The sequence below is a fragment of the Paraburkholderia sp. SSBN10T genome (assembly GCF_056619545.1).
Map to the genome: position 1 here is coordinate 59,401 of NZ_JBWQQI010000022.1, position 12,154 is coordinate 71,554.

Consider the following 12,154-nt stretch of genomic DNA (forward strand, 5'->3'; position numbering starts at 1 on the left):
CCTATACTGAAAGCGCCTGTCCTTTACGACCGCACGTCAGGTGCCGACGTGCTGCACTGCGATACGGAGCCGCTCCATGACTAGCGTTGCGCAACTTCTCAAATCGAAACCGACTCAAGGCGTCTACACGATTGCGGCGGAAGACTCCGTCTACAACGCAATCAAACTGATGGCGGACAAACAGATCGGCGCACTGGTAGTGACCGACGGCGAAAGCATCGCCGGGATCGTCACGGAGCGCGACTATGCCCGCAAGGTCGTGCTGATGGACCGTTCGTCGAAGGCCACGCCCGTGCGCGACATCATGAGCAAGGCGGTCCGCTTCGTGCATCTCACCCAGACCACCGACGAATGCATGGCGCTCATGACCGAGCGGCGCATGCGCCATCTGCCGGTGATCGATCAGGACAAGCTGGTGGGCATGGTGTCGATCGGCGACCTGGTCAAGAACATCATCGCCGAGCAGCAGTTCACGATTCAGCAGCTCGAGTTCTACATCACCGGCGAGCATCCTTGAGCGCCGGCTGAGCGGTTGCTCGGCCGAGCCGGCAAGCTCTTGTCCGGCGCCGCGGCCGCAGACGCAAAAAAGCCCAAGCCCCCAAAGGGTTGGGCAAAGCTACCTTGCGGCAGCGGAGGTTTCTGGGCTTCGCGGCAGTGCCTATGCGCTACGCATCAAATGCGCCGGCATTGCGCTTTCGTTGGTTGCGTGTCATTGCGCGTGGCGGCTCGGCTCATCACCCGGTGCGCCACGCTTTAAGTCACCTTTCGTTCGCCGGCCTGCACGCCGGCTCCCTGAGCGCTGGCCTGCCTATGGGCCAATTTAGCCGCCGGTTTAGTGGCCGCCGAAATAAACGTCCTGGTTCCGCGGGCCGGACTGCATCGGTTGCATCGAACCCGAGGCCGACGATCCATTCGTCGACGGACCGTAGCCGCTCGTGTCCGCTACGCTGTTTTGCGCAACCGGCGGGTTCTGTGCCTGAACACGCTGTTCAGCAGCCTGGATGTCGGCCGGATAAGTGGCATCGTCAGCGCGGGCAGGGTTGTAGCCGGCCTGTTCGAGTTGGATCAGTTGATTCCTGACTTCAGCACGCGTCACGGGCTGCTGGGTCGTATCCGCGGCCTGAGCGAACGAGGCAACGGGTGCAGCGAGCAGTGCGGCAATAGCGACAGCTTGAATGAGCGACTTCATGATGCTGACCTCCAGACTTGGTTTTTTGGCTTCGCTTGACACACCATGTGAGAAGCGAGTAGTTCCAGTCTAGTCAGCGCGATTCCAAGGGAAAACCCTTAATTGAGAGATACATATTTGCGCGATTCGCAAGAGTTATCGGGAACCTGAAGCGAATACGCTCGACCTGTCAGCTTTGGCGTAGCAATTACCCGTTTCGTAAGATTTGAAGGGTGACCGTTAAGCAAAGGCTCCTTAAATCGGTCGCTCTTGCCGGAACGACAACCGGCGAGAGCCCCAAGGCGGCCGGCGTCAGGACGCAACGACCGGCGCCAGTAGCTTGCGCGGCCCGCTGACGAAGGGGCTGCCCGGTTCGTAGAAGCGCAAGGGCTGGTGCATTTCGCGTGACAGGCCGATGCGCCGGGCGACGCCAAGCGGCCGCGCGCCCTCCTCGATCCGGCCGATCCATAGATCGCGGCCGGTACACAAATCGCGGCCGTCGAACGCCTGCGCAATGCCGAGCGCGAGCGTGAGGCGGCCCGGTCCACGCGCGAGATCGCGCAGTTTCACGCCGGGACGGCGCGCCTGCATCAAGGGCAAGCCTTCCAGCGGTTCGAGCGCACGGATCAGGATGCCGGCGCCCGTGCCCTCCACCTCGCTCGACATATTCAGCATCAACGAGACGCCGTACGTGAGCCGCACATACGCATAACCTCGCGCCAGAAACAGCGAGGCGTTATAGGCACGCAGGCCGGGATAGGCGTGACCGGTCGAATCGCCAACAGGATAGGCTTCCGTCTCGACGATCCGTCCGCTGATGCGGCCTTCGGGAAGGTCGTGCACGAGATACTTGCCGACCATGTAGCGGGCCAGCTCGACGGTATCGACCGGCAGATCGTCACGGCGCAGCGGCACGATAGGTAGCAACGCAGAAGTCATGGCGGAATGCGACTATAAGGTTGTCCCCTGGGGGACGGGGCGTTTGCTCAACGAATACCATCAGGGGGCAATACCACGCAATGACTCGCTCTTTGCCGCCATTGCAAGCTGATCCGTTGTACCAAAGCAGCAGTTCGCTGTACGCCTGCGTTCAAAATTCTTTCAAGTGGAGTATCGTTACAGTCCGGCCAGTAGCCGAGCCCTCACCGGCTTGCGCGTGCCTCGGCCCGCTTGATCAGCAGACAGGTTTGCATCGCTCGCAGCATCGTTCTACTCAGATTTGATCCCGAAGTACCCGTTGGTGCAATCCTGCGGTCTCCGTCCGGAGCCGTGATGAATCATGACGACAGGAGAAATTTGAATGAAAGCATTCCAGGCAATCAAGGTTATCGGTGGCGCGCTCATCGTCGTGGCATCCCTCAACGCTTATGCTCAAAGCAGCGATGCAATGGCGGCATCGGGCACGATGGCAGCCCCGAGCGCAAAGGCGACCAAGGCCTCTAACCGCGCTCTGCAACGCAGCGTGCGTAAGGCACTGTCCAGGACGAAGGGCCTGAGCGTGACCAACATCACGGTTCGTGCACGCAGCGGCGCCGTGACGTTGGAAGGTTCGGTGCCTGAGCAACCGCAAGTCGATCTGGCTACGCAAGCGGCTCAAGGCGTGGCGGGTGTGACGTCGGTGAAGAACGCATTGACGATCCGCCCGATCGGCCAGTAAGCGGGCCAATAGCAAGGTTCAAGGTCCAACTTCAATACGCAACGCATCACAACGGGCACAATCCTGGATCGTTCGGGGTTGTGCCCGCTTAAGTCGTCAAGCCAGTTCGTCAGGCTTTTTCAACCCTCGAAACTGCGCTGCATCTCACGCGCAATCACAATCTGCTGGATCTGCGTCGTGCCTTCGTAAATGCGGAACAGACGCACGTCGCGGTAGAACCGCTCGATCCCGTACTCGCTCATATACCCGGCGCCACCGAAAATCTGCACGGCGCGATCGGCCACCCGTCCGCACATTTCCGTCGCAAACATCTTCGCGCATGACGATTCGCTCGTGACCCGCTCACCGGCATCGCGACGGCGCGCCGCATCGAGGATCATGCAACGCGAGGCGTAGATTTCCGCCTGGCTGTCGGCCAGCATCGCCTGGATCAATTCGAATTCGACGATCGACTTGCCGAACTGCTTGCGCTCCATTGCATAGCGCAGTGCGTCGGCAAGCATGCGTTCGGCAGCGCCCGTCGCCACCGCGGCAATATGCAGACGGCCTTTGTCGAGCACCTTCATGGCGGTCTTGAAGCCAACGCCTTCTTTCTCGCCGATCAGGTTCGCCACCGGCACGCGGCAGTTGTCGAAGATCACGTCGCAGGTATGGGCGCCCTTCTGGCCCATCTTGCGATCGGTCTTGCCGAGCGACAGCCCCGGCGTGCCGGCTTCGACCACGAACGCGGAGATCGCACCGGCACCCTTCGCCGTGGGATCGGTGCGCGCCATGACCGTAAAGAGTCCGGCCTCGGGCGCGTTGGTGATGAAGCGCTTGGTGCCGTTCAGCACGTAGTGATCGCCGTCGCGCACGGCCGTGGTTCTGAGCGATGCCGCATCCGAACCGGCCTCCGGCTCGGTGAGGCAAAACGAGCCGATCAGTTCACCGGAGGCGAGCCGCGGCAGATACTTCTCCTTCTGCGCCGGCGTGCCGTCGATGACGATGCCGGTCGAGCCGATGCCGTTGTTGCTGCCGATCGCCGAACGAAATGCCGGCGAGGTCTTGCCGAGTTCCATCGCGGCCAGTACTTCTTCTTCCATGGTCAGGCCGAGGCCACCGTATTCTTCGGGAAGACATAAACCGAACAGGCCCAGGTCCTTCATTTCCTGCAGCAGCGCTGCGGGAATCTGATCGGTTTCGGCGACGATTTCCTCATTCGGCACCAGACGTTCACGCACGAAACGGATAATGCTGTCGAGCAACAGATTCAGGGTTTCCTGGCTTCGAATCACAACGTCTCCTTGAAAACTTGCATTCGCTATCTATACATATTCGTTATAGTTTAATGTACTAGCGCGTTTTCCTGATTCATTGCTTCAGGTTGTGTCTCACCTCTTGTTTCAATCTGTATTAACGTGCGTCAGCACCACGGCTGGAACCGGCATGCCCTTTTACCGGGTCTGCATGCGGCGCACGGATCAGGGCCGGCCCGCCTCAACTCGCCTCATCTAGCAATACCCCAAGCAAGACAACAAGCAAGATCCCAAGCCTCGAACAAGGAACAACCGCATGACGACATCGACTGTGCTGCCTCGCTGGACCATTGCCGTGCCCATCGCCGCCTGGCTGATTCTGGGCGCCGCGTATGCGCTGCCGGGCTACGGCTTGCTGCTGGCGTTAGTCGGCGTGGCGCTCGCCGGCGCCGTATTCGCCGCCGTACATCACGCGGAAGTGGTGGCGCACCGGGTCGGCGAGCCGTTCGGCACGCTGGTGCTGGCGGTTGCGGTGACGGTCATCGAAGTCGCGCTGATCGTCTCGGTGATGCTCACGTCCGGCCCCGAGAAAGCGGGTCTCGCACGCGATACGGTGTTCGCCGCGGTGATGATCGTGTGCAACGGCATCGTCGGCATCTGTTTGCTGGTGGGCGGCATCCGTCACCGCGAACAGGACTTCCAGGCGCGCGGTGCGGCCGCCACGCTGGCGGTACTGGCATCGCTCTCGGTGTTGACGCTGGTGATGCCGAATTTCACCACCACCCGGGTGGGTCCGCTGCTGTCGTCGTCGCAACTGGCGTTTGCGGGCGGGTCGTCGCTGGTGCTATATGGTGTGTTCGTGTTCGTGCAGACCGTGCGGCATCGCGACTATTTTCTCGCCGCGACGCCCGATGAAAGCGTGCACGCCGAGCCGCCCAGCGTCGCTCAGGCGCTGCTCAGCGGCGTGCTCTTGCTGGTGTGTCTGGTGGCCGTGGTGTTGCTCGCGAAGCTGCTGTCGCCGACGGTCGAAACGGCGGTGAAGAACATCGGCGCGCCGCCCGCTGTGGTCGGAATCGTGATCGCCGCGCTCGTGCTGTTGCCCGAGGGGCTGGCCGCCGTGCGTGCCGCGCGCGCCGACCGCCTGCAGAACAGCTTGAATCTCGCGCTCGGCTCGGCGCTCGCCAGTATCGGCTTGACCATTCCAACGGTCGCGGCGGTGTTCCTGTGGACTGGCCAGCCGCTGGTGCTCGGCATCGACGGCAAGGAAACCGTCATGCTGATCCTCACGCTGCTGGTCGGCACCCTCACGCTCAGCACCGGACGCACGACTATCCTGCAAGGCACCGTGCACCTATCGCTGTTTGCCGCGTATCTGTTCCTCTCGTTCGCCCCTTGAGTGATTGAATCGATGAGTGGGCGGGCAAGGTGGCTGACGACGGCTCTATCAGGTTGATTTGGAGACGGCGGTGGAATGAAGCGATGAAGAAAACGAAATCGCCTTATCACGGTCACCGCTTCCCTCCCATCGTCATCAACTGCGCGCCAAAGCGGCGCAACACAAACCGGGCAGCGCATGGCATCCGGATGAGATGTTCGCGACGCTGCGCGGGGAACCGTATCGCTTGTGGCGAGCGGTCGGCAAGCGTGGTGTCGAACTAGGCGTGCTGGTGCAAAAGCGGCGCGACAAGGCTACGGCAAAGCGCTTCTTCCGAAGTGTGCTGCGTTCAAACCCGGTGCCGCGCAAAATCGTTACCGACCGGCTGCGCAGCTATGCCGCGGCGAAGGCCGACATCCCCGAGCTCGCTCATGTAAAGCGCGTTTTCGTCAAAGCGGTTACGCGCGTAGCCGCACCCGCCAACCTGACAAAGCCTCAGAACCTGGTTGTCAGCCCGAATATTAGAGCAACCTGATTGGGTGTGCTCGAACTTGATTCCAGATCCCCCACCGTCCCACCCGCCGATACAATGTGGTTACCATCCTGGCTGAAGGTGGTTCCGTGAGCGTGTGAGTAGGCACCGATTGCATAGAGCGTAGTGCGCTTGGATAGACTGTATTCCATTCCCGCGGCCACGTTATTGTAAGTTGCCGATGAACCGCCGCTTGACTTCGTGTAGGTGTATCCGATGTTTAACGCGACTGCAGGCGTCATCTGGTAATCAAGAGAGGCTGCACCAGTATTGAAGGTTTCTTTCTGGTTAAAAGCAGCAAAGCTCGCGTAGGGTTTCCACTGCGCGTTGCTATAGCGCACGTTAGCAGTCAGTTTGTGCCAGACATACTGGACGGCGACGTGGGTTATCAGACGCGAACCCACAAACGGGTCGGCGCCAAATAACGGCGTTACCGAACTGTTCTGAGTCTGGTCCGCCGTACCGACACCGCCGGCACCGTCATTCTTTGCAAATACATATCCGGCCGCCGCGCTGAACGCACCACGGGCGTAGGCGATCGCAGCCGATGAAGACTCCTGTGATGATGCATTCCCAGCTACGCCGCCCAAGCCGTACATCAGCTCAAACTGCAGGCCAGCATAAGTCGGACTTGTGTACTTGATGGCATTTTGCAGGCGAAACGTATTATCGTTGTTGTCGGCGTCGCCCGGCGTGGTGAACGCGGGTCCGTAACCATCGGCAGTCAGCGGTTGAACCAGATCGACGGTGGTGTCCAACTGACGACCCATCGTGATCTTCCCGAAGACCTCGCTATTGAGTCCAACCCATGCATTTTTCCCGAACAGGCGGCCGCCCTGGCTTAACTTACCCGAATTAATGTTAAACCCGTTCTCGATGTTGAAAATTGCCTGAAAACGATTGCCCAGATCCTCCGTGCCCTTCAGGCCCCACTCGTTAGCTGTCAGGTCGGCACCCTGCATCTGGACGACGGAGGCATGCCCAACATTGTTGTAGTAGGCAATCGCGTTATCGATCTCGCCGTAAAGCGTGATGGTGCTTTGCGCTCGGGCAGAAGACGCAACGACCAGCGTCCCCAAGGTAACTCCATAAATGACTGACTTCTTCATTTAATATCTCCATATTATATAGTTATACTAATTACAGAGCGGAAAGGTGCAAACAATGGCGCATTGCTATCAACTCATGACATCCGCGTTGTTACCCTAACGGATTGAAAAGTCACTGCAGCTCAACTAAAAAATCTGCTCAAACGGGTTCGAATACACCAACCTTGTTGCTGGTATCGAAGTAAACAAAAATACGATGAGTGGCCGGATCGACGGACAATGTGTGCGAGTTCTTTTCGGTTTTCAGATGATCGACCACCTGCTTCGTGTCGAGGTCGACCACCTCGGCGCTTCCAGTCTTGTCGCCGACAAAGACCCTGCGGGCCACCACGTCTACAGCAATTTCATCGATATCGCCGCCCTCGAAAGGAATGCTGGAGATTAGCGTGCCGTCAGGGTCGACGATCAGTATCTTCTTATCGCGGCTGCCGATAATCAGATGCCGATCCTGGCTGTCGTACACCATGGGCTTAGCCGCTTTCTTGAGATTGAAATCCCACACCGCAACCACCTGGTTGGAGTTCGGATCAATCACGTCGACAACATTGTCCACCGGTTGGTAGATACGGTCTAAGCCCGGCACGTAGAGGTTGACGTCCGGACCATCTTTGGCGGGATGGGGACGCAGCGCAATGCTGCCGATGCGCTTGAATGGGGCCTCGCCCTCGAATACCGTTTCAGTGTTGCTCTCGTCGTTTGCAACAAAAACATTGCCGCTTTGCGAGTCTATCGTCACGCCATCGGATTTTTGCCCCCCGGTGTCGACGCTCGCTATCTGCTTAAAGGAGTTTTTGTCGATGACCACCAGTTTATTGGCGGTGGCATCGGCAACGAACGCGTACTTTTCACCGACGGCGATACCGTTGCCATCCTCGATGCCCCCGATCACTGCCTTGACGGCAAGCTTGTCCGCATCGATGACCACGACATTGTGTTCGGGCGACTGCACAATCCAGGCGGTATGAGTCTGGGAATCGAAAGTGACCCAATCGCCATGCCCCCCATTTCCTGGCAAATCTATCGTCTTGACGAGCTTGTAGCGGGATTGGGCGTTGGCCCAGGAAGCACTGGTCAACGCAACCACTCCTACGACTACAAGAACCGCAAGCTTCGAAATACGATGCATGATGTCTCCTGTTTGTTTTCCATCTTAAGTAGCGTTACTGACTAACACCGGATTGTTCGAGTCCGGAATTCTCTTATGATTAGGATGCCTATTTTTATTAGTCAGACCTTTCTATTTTCCTGATGAGCCGGCATTGCAGATTTACCGTCAGTGCCCGGCGTAGCTATCGGCCGTGCGCGTGCCTCGCTCCACGCGAGCCTGCAAGCAAAACTCTTTGACCGTATTGCTTAGTCACGCGTTACCTGCCGGGCGCATGGGTCGTCGCAGACTCAAAGATCAACGGATCGACGTGCGAGGCCTTGTCTTTTTCTACGTCCTCGTGAATTGCGTCGACATACGTCTCAAGTGGCGCTGGCCCTTTCGTTCGCCAGGAAGACAGGCGCCCGGCATTCAGATGCGGAAAGGCAAGCCGACTCTCAATTGAAGTCCGTGAAATCAGTCTAGGTTGTCGAATGCGTAATGTCAACACTTTACTTTCCTACAGTTTGACCGTTTCAAGCTCATCTCTGCCGGCGCTGACGACGGGCGAATGGCTGACGCCCAGCTATGCCGCGGCAATACCGCATCAGTCCATCGTCATCGCCCCACGGCCACACGATATGCCGGACGATCGGTCACTCTTCCTAGCCAGTCCTTCAAGAACGGCAGTTCAGGGTAGGCCTCGAAAACATCGGCGAACTGCTCCGCCAGGTCGAACCAGCGCACCGCAGCCAGCGCGACGCCTATATCCGCGACCGTAAAACGCCGCTGCGCGAGAAAGTGCCGGTTGCACAGCGCGTCATCCGCAATCCGAAGCAGACGAGCAGCTTCCCGATGCGAGGTCTTGATCGCGTCGTAATTGCGCTCAGCTTCCGGCACTCGCGTGAGACCCAGAAACGCGACCCGCAACGTCGCCCACAGCGTCCCTAGTTGCCAGTCCATCCAGCGCTCGACTTCGGCACGCGCCGCTGGATTGACCGGCAACAATGCACCCTCCCCTCGTAATGACGCGAGATAGCGCACGATCGTGTTCGACTCCCACAACACAACGTCACCGTCGACGAGTGTAGGCACGAGGCCGTTCGGATTCAGCGCAAGGAACTCCGGCGTGTTCACCACGCCGAACTGCAGACCGGCGTCAATGCGTTGAAAGTCGCGTCCTTCAATCAAACCGAGTTCGGCAAGGCACCAGAGCACTTTCTGGACATTGATCGAACTACGTCTACCGTAGAGTTCCATGGACATTCCCCGCTCAAAACATCGCGCCGAGACCGGCATGCACAAGCCCAGCCGCAAAGAGCACGGCGAGCGGATTCATCCTGGGCCGCGCCACGAACACCACCAGCGCGATGACTGCGAGGCCCCAAACCATCCACGTCGCGGACGACGAACGCAGCACCGAGAAAGCGCTCGCCAGAATCAGCCCGGTTGCGACAGGTGCAAGTCCGCGCTCGGCCGTCCGATGCCACGGGTGCTGATCGTGCCGCGTCCACGCAAGCGTCGCGCCGTACGCAAGTACCGACGACGGGACGAAGAGCGCCAGCGAGGCGACGATTGCGCCAAGCCAGCCAGACGCTTTCCAGCCGATCAGCGTAGTCAGCAGCGCACCAGGCCCGGGTGCTGCCCTCGAGATGGCAAACAGATCGACGAACTCGGCCTGCGTCACCCAGCCGTGAATCGTCACGGCTTGCTGGTCGATGTCGGCGACGATACTCTGGCCGCCGCCAAGCGACAGCAGCGAAAGCGGCACAAACACGACAATCATTTGCAGATACAGGTTGTCGCGCATGCTAACCGCCCCTCGAAGCAATGACCAGGCCGACTACGCCGGCGACGATCGCGACCGGCACGAGTGGCCAGCGCAGGACACCGACCGCGAGGAACACAGCCAGGATCAGCAGCAGCGGCCAGCGCTGGTCCGCAAGCAACGCACGCGCCGTGCGAAAACCCACCGACGCGGTCATACCTACCGCGGCAGCGGCGACACCTTCAAGAAATCGATGCAGCCACGCAAGCTGTGCAAACTCGTGGAATACCGTCGCGAGCAGCACGATTACAACCATCGGCGGCACGAGCAACGAGGCGACCGCCACCACGCTGCCGATTGCGCCTTTCATCCGGTAGCCCACGTAGATCGACAGATTGACCACGTTGGAACCGGGCAGGATCTGCCCGAGCGTGAGTGCGCCGAGAAACTCATCCTCTTTCATCCAGCCGCGCCGTGTGACGACCTCGCGATAGATCCAGGCAGACAGGCCGCCGCCGAAGCTCGTCAGGCCAACACGCGCAAACAGCCGCAGGATCTGCAGCAACGAGACATCGGTTGCATCACGCCTCACCACCGTTTGCATGTCGGTCTACCTTTGTTGTCCGGGATCTGGACGCTCGCCAGGTGCGCAGAACGCCTGGCGGCCCGTTCAATGCCGCTCGTTGACGAGCCGATGCTCCGCGATCTGCTCCTCGGCTTCGTGCAGCAGCTTTGTCGACCGTTTACGGCGGCTCCAGATCGATGCGATCACGCTGACTGCCGCGCAACCAAGCAAGCCGGCCGCGATAGGACTGCGTACGAATGCGCTCGGATCGCCACTCGAAATCGTCAGCGCCTGACGGAACGACTGTTCGAGCGTGTGACCCAGGATCAGGCCGAACAGCAACGGCGCCTTCGGAATGTCGAACTTGCGGAACACATAACCGACGATGCCGAAAAAGAGTGCGAGGAACAGGTCGAACACGTCAGTATTGAACGAGTAAACCCCTGCCGACGCGATCACGAGAATCACACACAGAAGCACACCGGGAGGCACGTACAGAATGCGCGACAGGATTCCGACGAGCGGCAAATTTAGCACTAGCAGCATGATGTTGCCGATATACATGCTCGCGATCAGCCCCCACACAAGATCCGGTTGTGTATGAAACAACATCGGCCCTGGCTGGATACCGTACATGATGAACGCGCCCATGATCACGGCGGTCGCGCCGGAGCCGGGAACGCCGAGCGCCAGCAGATGTACGAACGCACCACAGGTATCCGCATTGGTCGCCGCTTCCGGCGCGGCAACGCCTTCGATCGCACCGTGACCAAACTCCTCCGGATGCTTCGAGATTTTCTTCTCCAGCACATACGAGAGCATCGCCGCAAGCGTGCCGCCGAGGCCGGGCGCCGCGCCGCAGATGAAACCGACGATCGAGCCGCGGAAGATTGCCGGACGAGCACGGCGCCACTCATGGCGAGTGAACCACAGCTTGCCCTCTACGCGCACCGTGTGCATCGTGCCGCCAAGCGTACCTTCGACCATCCGGCTCACCTCGGAGATCGCAAACAGACCCACCACCACGACCAGGAAATTCACGCGGTCCTGCAACTGTGTCAAACCGAGCGTGAAGCGCGGTACGCCGCTTTGCAGATCGATGCCGACCGTCGCCAGGCCGAGGCCCATGAACACGGCCATCATGCCCTTGGCTAATGAATCGCCGGTCAGCGCGCCAACGGTCGAGAGTGCAAAACAGATTAACGCGAAGTACTCCGCAGGACCAAAATGCAACGCGACAGCCGCGAGCGGCGCGGCAACGAACGAAAGCGCGGTCACGCCCATCATCCCAGCAATGAACGAGCTGACCGCCGCAATCGCCAGCGTCGCGGCCGCACGGCCCTTTCTCGCGAGCGGATAGCCGTCGAGCACGGTCATCATCGCCGCAGCGTCGCCGGGCGTGTTTAACAGAATGGCCGTGACCGCGCCGCCATACATGCAGCCGTAGTAGATGCCTGTGAGCATCATTAGCGCGGAGGTCGGGTCCATGCCGAAGGTAACCGGAATCAGCAGCGCGATGCCGGCCGACGGGCCGATGCCCGGCAGATGGCTGATCATCGTACCGATGAACACGCCGATGAGCGTATAGAGAAGATGCATTGGAGTCGCGGCGACCGCGAGTCCATGCAGAATGCCATGCAGACTATCCATGATGCGAGCGC

12 protein-coding genes and 1 pseudogene are annotated in these 12,154 nt (G+C 59.7%); 4 read left to right on the plus strand and 9 right to left on the minus strand.

All coding sequences use genetic code 11. The features are described from left to right. Nucleotides 1–76: 76 nt before the first annotated feature. Complete coding sequence (locus AC1ECK_RS28255) at nt 77–517, plus strand: CBS domain-containing protein (protein ID WP_480325088.1); 441 nt, start codon at nt 77–79, stop codon at nt 515–517. Between the two features lie 315 nt (nt 518–832). Here the strand turns inward: AC1ECK_RS28255 and AC1ECK_RS28260 are convergent, their stop codons facing one another. Next, a complete protein-coding gene (locus AC1ECK_RS28260) occupies nt 833–1,189 on the minus strand; it encodes a DUF4148 domain-containing protein (protein ID WP_480325090.1) in 357 nt (118 codons plus the stop codon). A gap of 291 nt (nt 1,190–1,480) precedes the next feature. After that, nucleotides 1,481–2,107: a DNA-3-methyladenine glycosylase gene (locus tag AC1ECK_RS28265; protein WP_480325092.1), complete on the minus strand. Its 627-nt coding sequence runs from the start codon at nt 2,105–2,107 to the stop codon at nt 1,481–1,483. Nucleotides 2,108–2,468: 361 nt separating this feature from the next. Here AC1ECK_RS28265 and AC1ECK_RS28270 point away from each other — a divergent pair, with 361 nt between their 5' ends. Next, nucleotides 2,469–2,825 (plus strand): BON domain-containing protein, encoded by a 357-nt coding sequence (locus AC1ECK_RS28270; RefSeq protein WP_480325094.1) that lies wholly within the window; start codon nt 2,469–2,471, stop codon nt 2,823–2,825. Between the two features lie 119 nt (nt 2,826–2,944). On the opposite strand, the gene AC1ECK_RS28275 is transcribed toward AC1ECK_RS28270, so the two are convergent. After that, nucleotides 2,945–4,099, minus strand: coding sequence for an acyl-CoA dehydrogenase family protein (locus AC1ECK_RS28275; RefSeq protein ID WP_480325096.1), 1,155 nt, complete (start codon nt 4,097–4,099; stop codon nt 2,945–2,947). A 277-nt stretch (nt 4,100–4,376) separates the two neighbouring features. Between AC1ECK_RS28275 and AC1ECK_RS28280 the strand changes: the two genes are divergently transcribed. Together AC1ECK_RS28280 and AC1ECK_RS28285 are read left to right on the plus strand one after the other, a co-directional pair. Then, complete coding sequence (locus AC1ECK_RS28280; RefSeq protein WP_480325098.1) at nt 4,377–5,456, plus strand: calcium:cation antiporter; 1,080 nt, start codon at nt 4,377–4,379, stop codon at nt 5,454–5,456. 142 nt (nt 5,457–5,598) lie between these two features. Further along, nucleotides 5,599–5,904 (plus strand): annotated as a pseudogene (locus tag AC1ECK_RS28285) (DDE-type integrase/transposase/recombinase); the annotation flags it as partial. Between the two features lie 26 nt (nt 5,905–5,930). On the opposite strand, the gene AC1ECK_RS28290 reads toward AC1ECK_RS28285, so the two are convergent. The 6 genes from AC1ECK_RS28290 to AC1ECK_RS28315 all read right to left on the minus strand — a co-directional run bounded on the left by AC1ECK_RS28290 (nt 5,931) and on the right by AC1ECK_RS28315 (nt 12,143). Next, entirely contained in the window at nt 5,931–7,076 is a 1,146-nt protein-coding gene (locus AC1ECK_RS28290; protein ID WP_480325100.1) for a porin, read from the minus strand. Nucleotides 7,077–7,215: 139 nt separating this feature from the next. Beyond that, entirely contained in the window at nt 7,216–8,202 is a 987-nt protein-coding gene (locus tag AC1ECK_RS28295) for a YncE family protein (protein WP_480325102.1), read from the minus strand. A 576-nt stretch (nt 8,203–8,778) separates the two neighbouring features. Further along, nucleotides 8,779–9,426 carry a glutathione S-transferase family protein gene (locus AC1ECK_RS28300; RefSeq protein WP_480325104.1) on the minus strand — a complete coding sequence of 216 codons (648 nt, stop codon included), beginning with the start codon at nt 9,424–9,426 and terminating at the stop codon, nt 8,779–8,781. A gap of 7 nt (nt 9,427–9,433) precedes the next feature. Continuing rightward, on the minus strand, nt 9,434–9,970 hold the full coding sequence (locus tag AC1ECK_RS28305) for a chromate transporter (protein ID WP_480325106.1): 537 nt from the start codon (nt 9,968–9,970) through the stop codon (nt 9,434–9,436). A gap of 1 nt (nt 9,971) precedes the next feature. After that, the gene (locus AC1ECK_RS28310; protein ID WP_480325107.1) at nt 9,972–10,532 is read right to left on the minus strand and encodes a chromate transporter; all 561 of its coding nucleotides are present in this window, start codon (nt 10,530–10,532) and stop codon (nt 9,972–9,974) included. A gap of 66 nt (nt 10,533–10,598) precedes the next feature. Next, on the minus strand, nt 10,599–12,143 hold the full coding sequence (locus AC1ECK_RS28315; RefSeq protein ID WP_480325109.1) for a tripartite tricarboxylate transporter permease: 1,545 nt from the start codon (nt 12,141–12,143) through the stop codon (nt 10,599–10,601). Nucleotides 12,144–12,154 lie beyond the last annotated feature (11 nt).